Raw genomic sequence first — 16,166 nt, forward strand, 5'->3', positions numbered from 1 at the left:
ACCGAAGGATTTGTCAACAAATTAAAGATGATTAAAAGAATGTGTTATGGACGAGCAAGCATAGAACTTCTCAAAAGAATGATGATTTGTGTATAAGGCAGCAAATGTGAACAAGACCCATTTGAAATATATGAGGTATAAAATCAAATTTCATACGCTACTGTTTCGATCCAGACCAACGGATATTTTGGGAAATCGTACAATAAGTAAGAAAAAACAATAAGTTTGCTTTAAGCAAAATGGAATCGGTAAAAGCTGATTTGTCTGTTACTTTTGGCTTGATCCAAAAGTAACCAAAAGATCAAGGCTTAACCGTCCGGTCTACTCCGGTCAAAGACTCCGCTGTCGCCTGCGAAACTCGCTTCGCTCAGACAGCGCAGGCTCCGGACGCTTCGTCTTCGCCCTCCGCTTGACGCCCGTCCGCTTAGGCCTTTCTTAGAAAGCTCCGCTTTCTCTTGGGATTGCCGATACCGCCTGTTATATAAGTATAGCTATCAGTATCGGCATCCCCAAAGCACCATCCGCCTCTCTTTTGCCGTCTGCTTCAGCAGACGGTTTAAAGGATTTAGAGGCAAAGCCTCTTCCCATGTGGGTTTTAACCCCTTTAAATGCAATCGATAAAAGGGGTTAAAACCCACAGTGGAACCGGCAAAGCGGAACAATCACCTATCGTCTGCTGAAGCAGACGGCAAAAGAGAGGTTGCGCCACAAGGCTTACCTTCCTTAATGCAAGATCACAAAAAAACAGGCGGTATCGGCCATCCCTAAAGAGCCGTCAGGCTCTATTTCCGGCCTAAGCTGGTGAGCGTAAAGCGCAGAGACCGCAGTGAGCGCCCGGAGCGTCTGTTGTTTGAGCGAAGCGAGTTTCAGACGCGACAGCGAACGGAGGGAACGGAGTAGCGAGGCAGGTTCGGCCTTGATCTTTTGGTTACTTTTGGATCAAGCCAAAAGTAACGGATAAATCATTATTTTGCAGTTTAGTTTTTCTTATCTATTAGTGGTAAAGCAGCGGACTTATTGTATAATACCGATCTCTTGACAACAAAATACATTCTTTAATAATAGACGTAAAATCCGGCCTTTTTGCGGGCAAAAAGGGCTTCATCGCCTGAGGTGCGCAGTTTTTTGCCACAAAGACGGTCGTTATTGCCCTGAGGTGCGCAGTGTATATAGCATGACGACCGTCCTGATGGCGATGAAGACGGTCGTAAAGGAAACGAAGACGGTCGTCATGGCGGGAAAGCCCCGGAATTGATTTGAGATATAGGGGAAATGTCCCGACTTTTTTTATTACAGGCGATTCTCCGTGAGTTCAGGTTTTCCATAATATCCGTTCTTTCTCCTATCTGATTACAAAGAGACATCGTTTTTTCATTTTCCGCCAACGCCGTTTTTTTAATCGTTACCAATTCCAGCTAAAAGCCAGCAAAAAGTCAAATCAAATCGTTCCGGAATTTTACCCGAAATAGAATATAGATCAATCTGGGGTTATTGTAATCTATAGCCGCTGTGCCGACCAGAAACCGGTATACGGAATAAGCGACAAGCAGGAAGCCGTCCGTCCTCAGGTAGATGAACCCTTCCGCCTGCTGGCCGAAGCGATGAACGTCCGGGAGAGTCGTAGCAGCAAAAAGAAGGAAGGTGATGCAAATATCCTGATAATCTCTTTTTTTAGCCGGATGATAGCTGTTAATGGCTTTATAACTGTTTTCTTCGGAATATCCGATTTTTTCGGTCATAAGCGAAAATTATCTTTGCCGACGCAGAATTAAAGGAAAATAAACATATTACTAATTTAAAAACAAACAGCGTATGAAAACAAAGTTTACTTATTTATTGATGATCGTCATGACAATGGCGATGTCGTTGGCGTTTACTTCTTGCGGGGATGACGATGATGACAAGGTTATAGATGAAAGTACAATCACCGGTCTGTGGTATGATACTACCGACGATACTGTTTCATTCGATTTTAAGGCCGACGGAACAGGTGTATTTACAACTAATTCAGGGACACAGAACTTTAAATATACTTATTCTTCGTCCGAAAAAACATTGAAACTCTGGTATGTGGATTCTACAAAAGTGCAAAACTTCACTGTTCAGCGGACGGGTAATACGTTGATGTTGACACAGGGTTCAAGTGTTTATGTCTTGGAGAAAAAATAGACTTTTCCCTTATTATAATCGATAAATAGCTGTTACCGAAGGACGATCCGTTCTGAAGGAAACAGCTATTTTTAATTCGTATGAATATGAAAAAGCGAAAGTTTCCGGCTCGCAAAAGTTTGTTGTCCTTGATCTTTGTTTGGACCTGCATCGCAACTTATGCCGTTTCGGCCTATCCGGGATTGGTCAGGAGCCGTTGTGCCGATGGCACTTATGTGAATTTGCGGCTGAAAGGCGACGAATGTGGCAAGTGGGCGGTGACCGAAGACGGTTATACCCTTTTGCGTGACAGCCTGGGGGAATGGTGCTATGCCACTGTGAATCCGCAGGGAGAAACTTGCGTTTCCCGGTGGAGGATTTCGGCGGCACGTCCGGGAGAACTGACGGCCTTTTTACGGGGGACACCTAAACGGCTGCAGGTTCAAAAGAAATCCGACTTGTTGAAGTCGGCTCGGAATAGACCGGTGGAACCGCTTTCTCCTGTTGCCGGAGAATTGAAGGCGTTGGTCATATTGATGCAGTTTGAAGACTTGAAGTTCGAAAAATCTCAGGCGGATTTTAATGCGTTGTTCAACCAGGCGAACTACGGGGAAGATGGAGCGCGTGGAAGTGTGAAAGATTTTTATCGAGAGAATTCGTATGGAAAATTAAATCTGACTTGTGATGTTTTGGGACCGTACACAGCTTCCCGGAGTATGGGTTATTATGGTGGAAATGACAGATCCGATCAGGATGGACATCCTAAACAGTTGTTTCTGGAAGCATTGGATTTTGTTTCTTCTCAAATAAATCTTGCCGACTACGATACGGATCATGACGGATATATCAATAACATCCATATCATCTTTGCCGGCTATGGAGAGGAGGCCGGCGGACCGGCAGATGCGGTCTGGTCTCATGAAGCCCTTTTTGCGGAACCGTTGAAAATCGGCGACGTTAGGATTACGGGTTATTCTTGTGCTCCCGAATTGCGCGGAAACGAGGGGCATGGTATATCCCGGATCGGTGTCCATTGTCACGAAATGGGACATTCTTTCGGAGCTAAGGATTTTTATGATACGGATTATGAGACGAACGGTGAATATTCCGGGACGGGACAATGGGATCTGATGGCGTCAGGAAGTTGGAATGACGGCGGGATATCTCCAGCACATTTTAATCCCTATGTGAAAACGGGGTTCGGGTGGACCAACTGTGTAACTTTGGAAGGGGGGGAAGAAGAGGTCGTGTTGCCACCTTCCCTTGAAAGTGATAAAATATATCGAATAGAGACCGATACGGAAAACGATTATTTTTTGTTGGAGAATCGTCGGAAAATAGGATTCGATGAAGCTCTGCCTGGTGAAGGTCTCGTTATTTATCATGTTCTGCCTCAGATAACACAGCGTTCTGCCGATAATACCATAAATGCTGCATTTCCCCAGACTTGCTATCCTGTCTGTGCAGGTTCTGATTATGCTGTTCCGGAAATAAATCCGCTTTCTTACGGTGATGTGAACAGTCGTAGATGTCCTTTCCCTGGCGGGTCTGTTTCGAAAGACTTTACTGCGTGGACAGTGCCGGCTGCCCTTTCGTCTGGAGGTGGTTTTGCCGGTGTCGGTTTGAAAAATATCGAGCATGACGAGGAGGGTAATATTGTTTTTCGTGTTGTCGAGGAGAAATCTCCGGATGAGCAGACGATCGTTTTCTCGGAGGGTTTTGAAGGGAAAGAATTGGCATGGTCTGACGAACAGTTGCAAGGAGATTCTTTTTGGGAAATTCATAAACCGAGTTTGTTGACTCCTACAATGCCCGATGCAGCCGAGGGAATACAATATCTGATGATGAAAATGGAACGGAAGTTTATGCCTTTGGCTGTTGCACGTGTTGTATCTCCTGCCATTAAAAGTGGGGGAGAAGGGATGGCATTCCTGTCTTTTATGTATCAGAATCAATCCGTATTTTCAAAGCAAGGGACTTTTAAAGTTTTGTATAAGCAGTTCGGGCAAGCAGATTGGCAATGCCTGGCTACGCTTTCCGATGTCAGTAACAGTTGGAAACAGTATCGAATCGACCTGCCTGTCACCGGTGCTGATTTCCGGATTGCCTTCGAAGGTGAAATGGAGGCCGGCTTGCTCCTGATCGATGACGTGAAAGTCTATTCGGATGCGGCTACTTCTGCCTCTCCCGTACCGGTGAAGTCTGCTTCGCTGATTTGTTATGGGATGCAAGGGAAGGTCTGTGTGGAAAGCAACGAATCCGTCCGTTTCAGAATTTATGATCTGACTGGAAAAGTCGTTTATTCCGGTACTTTGTGGGAAGGTCTGAATACGATAAAGATGGACCCCGGAGTTTATATTGGCGTTAGTGAAAAGGCTGTGTCTAAGTTTTCTGTCTATTAGACCTGCTTTATTCGTCAGTTTTTCTTACCTTTGCCCCTCATTCAAAGAATAGAAAATAAAATAAATATACATACGAATTATGTTTGAGAATTTAAGCGAAAGGTTAGACAGATCGTTTAAACTGTTGAAAGGCGAAGGTAAGATCACGGAGATCAATGTGGCTGAAACATTGAAAGATGTGCGTAAAGCATTACTCGACGCCGACGTAAACTATAAAGTAGCCAAGAGTTTTACCGATACGGTAAAGACGAAAGCATTAGGACAGAACGTGCTTACATCCGTTAAGCCCAGCCAGTTGATGGTCAAGATCGTGCATGACGAGTTGGCTGAACTGATGGGAGGAACGGCAACCGATCTGGATCTGAAGGGTAGCCCGGCAATCATCCTGATGTCCGGTTTGCAAGGTTCCGGTAAAACGACTTTTTCGGGCAAGCTGGCGAATTTGCTGAAGACAAAGAAAAATAAAAAGCCGCTGTTGGCAGCCTGCGACGTGTATCGTCCGGCCGCTATCGAGCAGTTGCGCGTGGTCGGCGAACAGGTAGGAGTGCCTGTTTATATGGAACTCGAAAACAAGAATCCGGTGGAGATCGCGATGAACGCGATCCGCGAAGCACGTGCAAAAGGCAACGATGTCGTGATTGTCGATACCGCCGGTCGTCTGGCTATCGACGAGCAGATGATGAAAGAGATCGCCGCAATCAAGAGTGCTATCCAACCGGATGAAACCTTGTTCGTGGTCGACTCCATGACCGGACAGGATGCAGTCAACACGGCGAAGGAATTCAACGAACGTCTCGATTTTGACGGCGTGGTGTTGACCAAGTTGGACGGTGATACACGTGGTGGAGCCGCCCTTTCTATCCGTACGGTGGTCGACAAGCCGATCAAATTTGTCGGAACGGGCGAAAAGATGGATGCGCTGGATATCTTCCATCCCGAACGTATGGCAGACCGTATCCTCGGTATGGGTGATATCGTTTCGTTGGTGGAACGTGCGCAGGAACAGTATGATGAAGAAGAGGCCAAACGCTTGCAGAAGAAGATTGCCAAGAACCAGTTCGACTTCAACGACTTCATCTCGCAGATCCAGCAGATCAAGAAGATGGGTAACCTGAAAGAACTGGCCTCCATGATTCCGGGCGTAGGCAAGGCGTTGAAGGATGTGGATATCGACGACAATGCTTTCAAGAGCATCGAAGCGATCATCTATTCCATGACTCCCGAAGAACGTACGAATCCGGTTATCCTGAACGGTTCACGTCGCCAGCGTATCGCCAAAGGCAGCGGCACGACGATCCAGGAGGTGAACAAACTGATCAAGCAGTTCGACGAAACACGCAAGATGATGCGTATGCTGACAGCTGCCAAACCGGGAAGCAAAAAATTCCCTTCATTCAGAAGATAAACCCGAAAAGATAATAGAGTATGGAAGAACAACAATACAAGCTATTGGACGGAAAAGCCGTTTCGGCTCAGATGAAGCAGGAGATGGCGGAAGAAGTGGCCCGAATCAAGGCCGCCGGTGGTAAGATCCCTCATTTGGCTGCCATATTGGTCGGGCATGACGGGGGAAGTGAAACGTATGTCGCCAGTAAAGTGAAGACATGTAATGAGATCGGTTTCAAATCGTCTCTGATCCGTTATGAAGCCGATGTTACCGAAGAAGAACTTCTTCGCAAAGTGGACGAGTTGAACAACGATCCGGATGTGGACGGTTTCATCGTGCAGCTCCCGCTGCCGAAACATATCTCAGAACAGAAGATTATCGAAGCGATCGACTACCGCAAGGATGTGGACGGTTTCCATCCGATCAACGTCGGCCGTATGTCTATCGGCCTTCCTTGTTTCGTGTCGGCGACTCCGGCCGGTATTCTGGAACTGTTGAGACGTTACGAGATCCCGACTCGCGGTAAGCATTGCGTAGTGTTGGGCCGCAGCAATATCGTGGGCAAGCCGATGGCTACCCTGATGATGCAGAAAGCCTATCCGGGCGATTGCACGGTCACTGTTTGCCACAGCCGTTCCGGGAACCTGAAGGAAATGTGCCTGAGTGCCGATATCATTATTGTGGCGTTGGGTGTCCCCGAATTCCTGAAAGGCGATATGGTGAAAGAAGGTGCTGTAATCGTGGATGTGGGTACGACACGCGTGCCTGATGCGACCCGCAAAAGCGGCTTTAAGCTGACGGGCGATGTCAAGTTTGACGAGGTTGCTCCTAAATGTTCTTATATCACGCCGGTTCCGGGTGGTGTAGGTCCGATGACAATTATCTCTTTGATGCGCAATACGCTTTTGGCCGGAAAGAAAGAAATTTATAAATGAAAATCCTCCTCTCCGGGTTTTGTCTTTTGAGCTTTCTGCCTTTATCCGCTCAGGACTCGCTGACAATCTTGTTTGCCGGTGATGCCATGATGCACCAGAAGCAACTCGACAATACCCGGCGGGGAGATTCTTTTGATTTGGGCGGTTATTTTGCGGAAATCGAAAAAGAGGTGAAAGCCGCAGATATTGCTGTTGTGAACTTCGAAGTCCCGTTAGGAGGGGAGCCGTATAGTGGCTATCCGGCTTTCAGCGCCCCGGAGGATTTCGCTTTGGCTTTGCAAAAAGCAGGCTTCGACTTTTTCCTGTTAGCCAACAACCATTGTTTGGACAGACGGACTCGCGGACTTGTCCGCACCATCCAAACGCTGGATTCTCTCGGAATCCGTCATGCCGGAACCTTCCTCGACCCTGATCACCGTCACCGCACATACCCGATGTTGCTCCGTAAGAAGGATTTCCGTATCATCATGCTCAATTATACTTATGACACCAACGGTTTGAAAGTCGATACGCCCCGAATCGTCAATTATATCGACAAGGAGATAATGGAGGCCGATATCGTCGAAGCCAAGCTCTTTAATCCGGACTTTATCATTGCCAATATGCATTGGGGATTGGAATACGAACAGATGCCTTCCCGCAAACAGCGCGAACTGGCCGATTGGCTGATGCGGCAAGGTGTCGATCTGGTCATAGGCAGTCACCCTCATGTTGTCCAGCCGATGGAACTTCTCAGGGGGAAAGATGGGACTCCCGACCGCCTGGTCGTTTATTCATTGGGTAATTTTATATCGAACATGAGCCGCGAACATACCGACGGAGGTGTCATGGTGAAAGTCGTTTTAGGCCGGAAAGGTTTGCGCCGGTATATTGCTTCCGCACAATATTCGTTGATTTATTCCTCCCGGTATAAGAATAAACAGGGAAAAGAAGATATTCGGGTGGTTCCGGCGGCCTCTTGGCGGGAAAAGAATCAAAATTCCTCTTTTTCAGCCGATTCTGCATTAATTAAGTATGTAAATAAGACGCGTTTGTTTCTGAAAGGTAATAATAAAGAGGTCGAAGAGTATATTTTTGAATAAAAAAGTATTCAAATTATTTGCAGTTTAAAATAAAACCTCTATCTTTGCACCGTCTTAAAAGAGATACCACTCGATAAGATAAACATGGTGAGAATAGCTCAGTTGGTTAGAGCATCGGATTGTGGTTCCGAGGGTCGTGGGTTCGAGTCCCATTTTTCACCCATAAGGCTGTCTGTGAAGGCAGCCTTTTTTTTGTTTATCTTCCCTCAGGTTTCCGGTATGAGTCTCTTTTGAGTTTCGGTATGATTCCTGGCCTGCCTTAAAACAACAAAGGCTGTCAACCTTTCGATTGACAGCCTTTGGAGCGGAAGCGGGGGGATTCGAACCCCCGGTACCCTTACGAGTACGTCAGTTTAGCAAACTGGTGGTTTCAGCCACTCACCCACACTTCCATGAGTTTCGCGCTTCATTTCCTTGAATTGCGCTGCAAAGATATGCTTAAGTTTTTAAATATACAAAGCATTTGGCGTATTATTTTTAAAGAAAAAATACTTCTCCTTGCACATGGTTGGCAATCAGAGGATTTCAGTTCTGCAAAAGTGAGCGTTTTTTTCCTCCCGGTTGTAGTGGCTGGAATAAGTTAGAAAAGAGGTAGGGCATTCGGGAAAAAGATACTATTTTTGTGGCCGGTTCTGATATACAGCAGACTATAATATAATATGGAGAAAAAGAAGATGCGGAAGCGTACTCTCATAACCGGAATCCTCTCGTTTATCGTCCTCCTGTTGGCAGGTGCGGGATTCTGGGCATACCGTTTGATACTTGCACCTGATTTCGAGCCGCGCAAGACCGTATATGTTTATATTGACGAGAAGAAAGATTTTGGTGATCTTTGCCGCCAGTTGGTCGACTCTGCCGGTTGCCGGCGTATCGGGAGTTTCAGGCAGCTTGCCGGAATGCTGAAATATCCCGCCAACATGCGTACCGGACGTTATGCCGTGGAGCCGGGTATGAATAACCTGGCGTTGCTCAACAACCTGCGTCGGGGACATCAGGAGGCCACTCGGATCACCTTTAATAATATACGTTTCAAGCAGGACCTGGCCGAAAGGCTTGCCGGGCAATTGATGATCGGGGAGGACGATCTGCTCCCTCTGCTTGCTGATTCCGCCTACTGCGCATCGCTGGGCTTTACGACCGAGACGATCCTTGCGCTGTTTATTCCCAATACCTATGAGGTGTACTGGAATATTTCCGCCGAGAAGCTGATGCAGCGTATGCAGCGCGAATATAAGGCTTTCTGGAATGACACCCGCCTGGCAAAAGCAAAAGAAATCGGGATGACGCCCGTCGAAGTCTCCATTCTCGCCTCCATCGTCGAAGAAGAGACGGCTGCCGCAGACGAATATCCTATCGTGGCCGGTCTGTATCTCAACCGCCTGCAACGCGGCATTCCCCTTCAGGCGGATCCGACCGTGAAGTTTGCCGTGGGCGATTTCTCCCTCCAGCGCATCCTGTTCGAACATCTGGAGATCGATTCTCCCTACAATACCTACAAACATGCCGGACTTCCTCCCGGGCCGCTCCGTATTCCGACTATCAGGGGGCTGGATGCCGTCTTGGACCACATGAAGCATAACTACCTTTATATGTGTGCGAAGGAAGATTTTTCCGGACGGCACAACTTTGCCGCAACTCTTGCCGAGCATAATCGCAATGCCAATCGTTACCGGGCGGAACTGAACAGACGGAAGATCCGGTAAGCAATGCGGAAACAGTTTCACCTTATGAAACTTTGGTTCCATACTTGTGAAACTTTAGTTCCATACTTGTGAAACTTTAGTTCCATGCCTATGAAACTAAAATCCGATGCAGGTTGGTTGTTGCGGGTATAGGTAAAAGTCTTATCTTTGTGGAGAGATAACACAAAAAATCAGTTAAAACAAAATAAACATTACATGGAAAAACATCTATTTTTAGGGGATGAAGCCGTGGCACAAGCTGCTATCGATGCAGGTATGTCCGGTGTTTATGCCTATCCGGGAACCCCTTCGACCGAGATAACCGAATTCATACAGGGTTCGGCAGTCGCAAAGGAAAGGGGCATTCACTGCCGTTGGAGCACGAATGAAAAAACTGCAATGGAAGCAGCGTTGGGTATGAGCTACGCAGGCAAGCGGGCTCTTTGCTGCATGAAGCATGTGGGGCTGAACGTTGCCGCCGACTGTTTCATGAATGCTGCCATGAGCGGCATCAATGGCGGTATGATCATCATTACTGCCGATGATCCTTCGATGCACTCTTCCCAGAATGAACAAGACAACCGTATGTATGGCAACTTTGCCATGATCCCGATGCTTGAGCCGTCCAGCCAGCAGGAGGCATACGACATGGTATATGACGGGTTCGGATTATCCGAAAAACTGGGTTATCCCGTCCTGGTACGCATCACCACCCGTATGGCTCACTCCCGTGCTGGTGTGGTCAGACGCGAACAGAAGGTGGAAAACGAAATGCATACGCCCGAAGACGGACGTCAGCGTTTCATCCTTCTTCCGGCGCTTGCCCGCAAACGCTTCAAGACGTTGATCGCGGCGCAGGACACATTTACCGCTTCTTCCGAAGCCTCACCTTATAATACCTATTTCGACGGACCGAACAAGGATCTCGGCATCATCACGACCGGTATTGCGTTCAACTATCTTTCGGAGAACTATCCCGACGGTTTCGAACATCCGGTATTGAAGATCAGCCAGTACCCGCTGCCCCGCAAGATGATCGAAAAGATCGTCAGCGAATGCAAGGAAATTCTCGTTCTCGAAGAGGGCTATCCGGTGGTCGAGGAGCAACTGAAAGGTTTCCTCAGTATCGGTATCCGGGTGCACGGCCGTCTTGACGGAACGTTGCAACGTGATGGCGAGCTGACTCCCGATGCTGTCGGAAAGGCACTGGGCAAGCAGATTGCGAGCTACTATGCCACTCCGGAAGTTGTCGAACAACGTCCGCCTGCATTGTGCCAGGGTTGCGGACACCGCGATATGTACGAAGCGCTGAATGAAGTGCTGGCCGGGTACGAAGGCGCCAAAGTGTTCGGAGATATCGGTTGCTATACGTTGGGCGCTTTGCCTCCTTTCCGGGCGATCGACACTTGTATCGACATGGGGGCCTCTATCACGATGGCCAAAGGTGCTTCCGATGCGGGTGTTTACCCGGCTGTGTCGGTCATCGGCGACTCGACATTCACGCATTCCGGCATGACCGGCTTGCTCGATTGCGTCAATGAAAACACGAATATCACGATCGTTATTTCAGATAACGAGACAACGGCCATGACCGGCGGACAGGATTCTGCGGGAACAGGCCGCCTCGAATCGATCTGTGCCGGTATCGGTGTCGATCCGGCCCATATCCGCGTCATGGTTCCTCTGAAGAAGAACTACGACGAGATGAAAGCGATCATCCGCGAAGAGATCGAATATAAAGGCGTATCCGTCCTGATCCCCAGACGCGAATGTATCCAGACATTAACAAGAAAGAAAAAAGCAAGCAAGAAATGAAAGCAGACATCATATTATCCGGTGTGGGAGGACAGGGAATCCTCTCCATCGCTGCCGTTATCGGAGAAGCCGCATTAAAAGAAGGTTTGTACATGAAGCAAGCCGAAGTTCACGGAATGAGCCAGCGTGGGGGTGACGTGCAGTCAAACCTCCGCCTGTCCGACCAACCGATTGCGTCCGACCTGATCCCGCTGGGGCAGGCTGACCTTATCATCTCGCTCGAACCGATGGAAGCGCTCCGCTACCTGCCGTATCTGAAGAAGGACGGGTGGCTGGTGACCAATTCGCAGCCGTTCATCAATATCCCCAACTACCCGGAGGTGGAAAAAGTGAACGAAGAACTGGGGAAACTGCCGCACAAGGTCGTGCTGGATGTGGAAGCTATCGCCAAAGAGGCGGGTTCCGTACGTGCGGCCAACATCGTGATGTTGGGAGCTGCCGCCCCCTTCATAGGTATCGAATATGATAAGATCGCCGATGGTATCCGCCGCATCTTCGGACGCAAAGGCGAAGAAATCGTGGAAATGAATCTCAAGGCTTTGAAAGCCGGCTACGATCTGGCGCAAAGCATGCAAAAATAATATAAAATGAAAAAGTATGTATTCCTTGCCTTTTTTGCTCTTCTTGCCCTTGTTGTGAAGGCGCAGGATGAGAGTGGCGACCTTGTAAAAGTAGGGCAACAGATGCCGGCTTTTACGATTGTCAACGACAATGGTACGCAGATGCCTTCTTCTTCCTTGAAGGGGAAAGTGATCTTGGTGAATTTTTTTGCTACCTGGTGTCCTCCCTGCCAGAAGGAACTTGCCGAGGTGCAAAAGACACTTTGGCCGAAGTTCAAGGACAACAAGGATTTCGCCCTGTTGGTGATCGGACGCGAGCATACGGACGCCGAATTGCAGAAGTATAACGAAAAGAAAGGTTTTACCTTTCCCCTCTATCCGGATAAGAACCGGGCTGTCTATGGCGCTTTTGCCAAGAACCTGATCCCGCGCAGCTATCTGGTTGACAAGACTGGCAAAGTGGTATATGCCACTAAAGGCTATAGCGACGAGGAATTTGCCGAACTGATGGAAAAGATTGAAGCAGCTTTAAAATAAGGAATATGGAATATAAGAATGTACATATCATTTATTTTTCCCCGACGCATACTTCAGCCAAGACTGCCTATGCGATTGCGGAAGGACTGAATGGCGATGTCCTGCTGGAGTCGGACATTACTTACGACGCACCGGCGGAAGGACTTGAGATCCATGACGATGAACTGACCATCGTGGCCGCCCCCGTCTATGGCGGGCGTGTAGCCGAGACGGCGATGGAGCGCCTCCGTGCTTTCCATGCCCACCAGGCTCCGGTCGTTCCGGTTGTGGTCTATGGTAACCGTGATTACGAGGATGCGCTGAAGGAATTGTCCGATACGTTAGTCGATGCCGGCTTTGTCCCTGTTTCGGCAGGCGCTTTCATCGGGGAGCACTCTTTCAGCCGTAAGGATATGCCGATCGCCGCCGGGCGTCCCGACGATGCCGACCATGAAGCTGCCGTCAGCTTCGGACGTGCCATCAAGGAGAAGCTCGAAAAGGTGGACGGACTTTCCTGTCTGAAGCCGTTGGAGATGAAAGGAAATTTCCCTTACAAGGTGAAAGGGCCTTCCATGCCGCAGGCTCCTGTGACGGATGAGGACTTGTGTACGCAATGCGAATATTGCATCGACGTGTGCCCCGTATCGGCTATTTCGATTGTCGACGATCGCATGTTCAGTGATCCGGCGACTTGTATCAAGTGCTGTGCTTGCGTGAAGGAATGTCCCGAAGGCGCCCGTACGTTCGATACTCCTTATACGGCGATGCTGCATAAGAACTTTAGTGCCCGCCGCGAACCGGAGTTGTTTATTTGATTTTCTAAAATATCTGCTTATAGCCGATTCCCCGGAGATTCAGAATCTGGACCGTGGGATCGGCTTTTGCCTCTATCCTTATTTGTTTAATATCTAATACCAATGTATCGAATGAAGACACGTGTACTGATTTTTCTTTCTCTGCTTTGCAGTCTGTCGCTTGGCGCCCAGATCCGTTTGGAAGGTTACCGGCAGGCCGACATCAATCCCGAACTCCTTGCCGGACGCTGGAAAGCGCATTGGATTTCCGTGCCAGGAGAGCCTGCCAATGTGTATGGCGTCTACCACATGCGTAAGACGTTCGAACTGGGCGAAGTCCCATCCCGCTTTATCGTCCATGTGACGGCAGACAACCGTTACAAGCTCTACCTGAACGGTCGTTTCGTCTCGCTTGGGCCGGCGCGCGGGGATATCTATAACTGGAATTTTGAAACGGTCGATCTGGCTCCTTACCTGAAAAAGGGGAAAAATGTGCTGGCGGCTGTGGTCTGGAATTACGCCGAACAGAAGCCGGTTGCACAGATCAGTTTTAACCAGACCGGATTTCTCCTGCAAGGGAATACGGATGTCGAGGCTGTGGTCAATACGGATGCTTCCTGGCTGTGCATGAAGAACGAAGCCTACGCTCCCTGGCATAAGCCTGTCCTGGGTTATTATGTGGCGGGGCCTGGTGAACTTCTCTCTGCATCGAAATATCCCTGGGGATGGGAACAGCCTGCTTACGACGACAGCAAGTGGCTGCCTGCCCGTGCAGGTATCGAGGGAGGAGCGAAGGGGGCGCGTGATTATCCCGGACGCCTGCTTGTGCCTTGTCCGATTCCTCCGATGGACTTGCAACCCGAACGTTTTGAGGCTGTGCGTATCTCAGAAGGTGTGAAGGCGCCTGCCGGATTCCTGAAAACTAAAACTTCATTGACGGTTCCTGCGAATAGCAAGGTGCATCTCCTGCTTGACAATGGCAAGCTGACAACGGGCTATCTCTCCCTTTTGTTCAGCCGCGGCAAGGATACTGAAATTGCGATTGCCTATGCCGAAGCTCTTTATGAAGGCAAGGAGCAGGGTACGACTAAATCTTATTCGCTCCCGGCAAAGGGAAACCGTGATGAGGTGAAGGGTAAAAGATTCATAGGATATGAAGACAAAGTAATTGCTGACGGGGGCGAGGGGCGCGATTTTACCACTCTTTGGTGGCGTACGTGGCGGTATGTGGATCTGACGATCTCGACCGCTGACGAACCGCTTGTGCTGGAAGATGTCTATGGTACGTTCTCCGCTTATCCTTTCCGAAGCGAGATTGCTTTTTCAGCACCCGGACACGACGAGTTGAACAAGATGCTTGAGATAGGCTGGCATACGGCACGCCTCTGTGCGAACGAGACTTATATGGATTGTCCTTATTACGAGCAGTTGCAGTATTTCGGTGATACCCGTATCCAGGCGATGATTACCTTATATAATACGCATGATGCTTATATGGTGAAGAATGCAATCGAGCAGGGACGGCAGTCGGTCGTGGCAGACGGAATTACGATGAGCCGCTATCCGTCGAGCCTGCACCAGTTCATTTCTTCCTTCTCGCTTTGGTGGATTTGTATGGGGCATGACTACTGGATGTACCGTGGGGATGAGGCTTATATGAAGACTTTGCTGCCTGCTTATCGTGGGGTGCTTTCTTGGTACGAGCAGTGGTTGAAGCCGGATCATAGCCTGGGGTATGTGCCGCATTGGTTCTTTGCCGACTGGGCTGCCGGTTTTCAGTCGGGCGAACCTGTGCGTGAAAAGGAGGGCAATTCTGCTTTTCAGGACTTGATGTATATCCTGACGCTCGAATCGGCTGCCGGCATGGAACGGGCTTTCGGCATCCCGTCGATGGCGGATCATTATACGCAGATCGCTTCTGCAATCCGGGGAACGATCCGGGCGAAATACTGGGATGCTGCCCGCGGATTGTTTGCCGATACTTACGATCACCGCAGTTTCTCGCAACATGTCAATTCGTTGGCTATACTGGCAGGTATCGTGACGGGCGAGGAGGCCATGGGGGTGATGGAGCGTACGTTGAACGATCCGTCGCTGATACAGGCGACAATCTATTTCCGTTACTATGTGCATCAGGCGTTGAAGGCTGCCGGTATGGGCGACCGCCTGCTCGACAATCTGCAGATTTGGCGGGACCAGATGGCACTGGGGCTGACGACTTGGGCGGAAATGCCCGAACCGACCCGTTCCGATTGTCATGCCTGGGGAGCCAGCCCTAACATCGAGTTTTTCCGTATCTTATTAGGTATAGACAGCAATGCACCGGGCTTCAAGTCTGTCCGCATCGCTCCGTCACTGGGTGGCCTGAAAGAGATATCAGGTACGATGCCGCACCCGGCAGGTAGCGTGACTGCTTCCTATAAACTCGATAAGAAGGGCAAACTGACGGCACGTCTTGTATTGCCGGCTGGTACGGACGGTGTATTCGTTTGGAAAGGAAAAGAATACCAACTCAAATCCGGTGAACAGGTCTTGACGGTAGAATAGGTTATCGGGTATCTCTCTTATTGTATAAAACGATCCCGAAAACTGTAAAAATTCTCGGATCAAGTGTCTGATCCCCCAAAACAGCCCCTATTTTCTTGTCTGTTATTTTAAAAAATGTCGTTTTACTTCTCGTACATGCGTACCATATAATATCATTTCTTGTCCGTCAAAAAAAGGCAAAAAAAGAGTCTAAAATATTTGGATGTAATAAATAAAACCTCTACTTTTGCACCCGCATTCGAGAGAGAACGGCATTAGCGTCAACATGATGAAAGGGGGGTAGCCCGGTGATAGTAGG

General features: G+C 48.9%; 12 protein-coding genes and 2 tRNA genes. 12 read left to right on the plus strand and 2 right to left on the minus strand.

Features of this window, described 5'->3' with window-relative positions:
* Positions 1–1,433: 1,433 nt before the first annotated feature.
* Positions 1,434–1,739, minus strand: coding sequence for a hypothetical protein (locus H8S65_RS19665; protein ID WP_186931522.1), 306 nt, complete (start codon positions 1,737–1,739; stop codon positions 1,434–1,436).
* A 73-nt stretch (positions 1,740–1,812) separates the two neighbouring features.
* On the opposite strand from H8S65_RS19665, the gene H8S65_RS19670 reads away from it, so the two are divergent.
* From H8S65_RS19670 to H8S65_RS19695, 6 genes are all read left to right on the plus strand, one after another.
* A complete protein-coding gene (locus H8S65_RS19670; protein WP_186931523.1) occupies positions 1,813–2,169 on the plus strand; it encodes a DUF5640 domain-containing protein in 357 nt (118 codons plus the stop codon).
* A gap of 86 nt (positions 2,170–2,255) precedes the next feature.
* Positions 2,256–4,550, plus strand: a complete 2,295-nt coding sequence (locus H8S65_RS19675; RefSeq protein ID WP_186931524.1) for a M6 family metalloprotease domain-containing protein — start codon at positions 2,256–2,258, stop codon at positions 4,548–4,550.
* 79 nt (positions 4,551–4,629) lie between these two features.
* The gene (gene ffh / locus H8S65_RS19680; RefSeq protein ID WP_186931525.1) at positions 4,630–5,955 is read left to right on the plus strand and encodes a signal recognition particle protein; all 1,326 of its coding nucleotides are present in this window, start codon (positions 4,630–4,632) and stop codon (positions 5,953–5,955) included.
* 20 nt (positions 5,956–5,975) lie between these two features.
* On the plus strand, positions 5,976–6,872 hold the full coding sequence (folD, locus tag H8S65_RS19685) for a bifunctional methylenetetrahydrofolate dehydrogenase/methenyltetrahydrofolate cyclohydrolase FolD (protein ID WP_186931526.1): 897 nt from the start codon (positions 5,976–5,978) through the stop codon (positions 6,870–6,872).
* Positions 6,869–7,954 (plus strand): CapA family protein, encoded by a 1,086-nt coding sequence (locus H8S65_RS19690; RefSeq protein ID WP_186931527.1) that lies wholly within the window; start codon positions 6,869–6,871, stop codon positions 7,952–7,954. Before folD ends, H8S65_RS19690 begins: the two co-directional genes overlap by 4 nt.
* A gap of 87 nt (positions 7,955–8,041) precedes the next feature.
* A tRNA-His gene (locus tag H8S65_RS19695) sits at positions 8,042–8,115 on the plus strand.
* A gap of 144 nt (positions 8,116–8,259) precedes the next feature.
* Here the strand turns inward: H8S65_RS19695 and H8S65_RS19700 are convergent.
* Positions 8,260–8,346, minus strand: a tRNA-Ser gene (locus tag H8S65_RS19700).
* A gap of 282 nt (positions 8,347–8,628) precedes the next feature.
* Here H8S65_RS19700 and mltG point away from each other — a divergent pair.
* The 6 genes from mltG (at position 8,629) to H8S65_RS19730 (ending at position 15,868) form a co-directional block, all read left to right on the plus strand.
* Complete coding sequence (mltG, locus tag H8S65_RS19705; protein ID WP_436277889.1) at positions 8,629–9,657, plus strand: endolytic transglycosylase MltG; 1,029 nt, start codon at positions 8,629–8,631, stop codon at positions 9,655–9,657.
* A gap of 195 nt (positions 9,658–9,852) precedes the next feature.
* Positions 9,853–11,451 (plus strand): thiamine pyrophosphate-dependent enzyme, encoded by a 1,599-nt coding sequence (locus tag H8S65_RS19710; RefSeq protein ID WP_186931529.1) that lies wholly within the window; start codon positions 9,853–9,855, stop codon positions 11,449–11,451.
* A complete protein-coding gene (locus H8S65_RS19715; RefSeq protein ID WP_186931530.1) occupies positions 11,448–12,032 on the plus strand; it encodes an indolepyruvate oxidoreductase subunit beta in 585 nt (194 codons plus the stop codon). Before H8S65_RS19710 ends, H8S65_RS19715 begins: the two co-directional genes overlap by 4 nt.
* Positions 12,033–12,038: 6 nt before the next feature.
* Entirely contained in the window at positions 12,039–12,548 is a 510-nt protein-coding gene (locus H8S65_RS19720) for a peroxiredoxin family protein (protein ID WP_186931531.1), read from the plus strand.
* Positions 12,549–12,553: 5 nt separating this feature from the next.
* On the plus strand, positions 12,554–13,342 hold the full coding sequence (locus H8S65_RS19725; RefSeq protein ID WP_186931532.1) for a 4Fe-4S binding protein: 789 nt from the start codon (positions 12,554–12,556) through the stop codon (positions 13,340–13,342).
* A gap of 102 nt (positions 13,343–13,444) precedes the next feature.
* Positions 13,445–15,868: an alpha-L-rhamnosidase-related protein gene (locus tag H8S65_RS19730; protein WP_436277888.1), complete on the plus strand. Its 2,424-nt coding sequence runs from the start codon at positions 13,445–13,447 to the stop codon at positions 15,866–15,868.
* Positions 15,869–16,166: the final 298 nt, after the last annotated feature.

It is taken from the genome of Parabacteroides hominis, from assembly GCF_014287585.1.
In the GTDB taxonomy this organism is placed as follows: domain Bacteria; phylum Bacteroidota; class Bacteroidia; order Bacteroidales; family Tannerellaceae; genus Parabacteroides; species Parabacteroides hominis.

Excerpts from the sequence above, each read along its gene's own strand:
- H8S65_RS19665 (WP_186931522.1), bottom strand. The coding sequence starts at position 1,739 with ATGACCGAAAAAATCGGATATTCCGAAGAAAACAGTTATAAAGCCATT.
- H8S65_RS19670 (WP_186931523.1), top strand. The coding sequence starts at position 1,813 with ATGAAAACAAAGTTTACTTATTTATTGATGATCGTCATGACAATGGCG.
- H8S65_RS19675 (WP_186931524.1), top strand. The coding sequence starts at position 2,256 with ATGAAAAAGCGAAAGTTTCCGGCTCGCAAAAGTTTGTTGTCCTTGATC.
- ffh (WP_186931525.1), top strand. The coding sequence starts at position 4,630 with ATGTTTGAGAATTTAAGCGAAAGGTTAGACAGATCGTTTAAACTGTTG.
- folD (WP_186931526.1), top strand. The coding sequence starts at position 5,976 with ATGGAAGAACAACAATACAAGCTATTGGACGGAAAAGCCGTTTCGGCT.
- H8S65_RS19690 (WP_186931527.1), top strand. The coding sequence starts at position 6,869 with ATGAAAATCCTCCTCTCCGGGTTTTGTCTTTTGAGCTTTCTGCCTTTA.
- mltG (WP_436277889.1), top strand. The coding sequence starts at position 8,629 with ATGCGGAAGCGTACTCTCATAACCGGAATCCTCTCGTTTATCGTCCTC.
- H8S65_RS19710 (WP_186931529.1), top strand. The coding sequence starts at position 9,853 with ATGGAAAAACATCTATTTTTAGGGGATGAAGCCGTGGCACAAGCTGCT.
- H8S65_RS19715 (WP_186931530.1), top strand. The coding sequence starts at position 11,448 with ATGAAAGCAGACATCATATTATCCGGTGTGGGAGGACAGGGAATCCTC.
- H8S65_RS19720 (WP_186931531.1), top strand. The coding sequence starts at position 12,039 with ATGAAAAAGTATGTATTCCTTGCCTTTTTTGCTCTTCTTGCCCTTGTT.
- H8S65_RS19725 (WP_186931532.1), top strand. The coding sequence starts at position 12,554 with ATGGAATATAAGAATGTACATATCATTTATTTTTCCCCGACGCATACT.
- H8S65_RS19730 (WP_436277888.1), top strand. The coding sequence starts at position 13,445 with ATGTATCGAATGAAGACACGTGTACTGATTTTTCTTTCTCTGCTTTGC.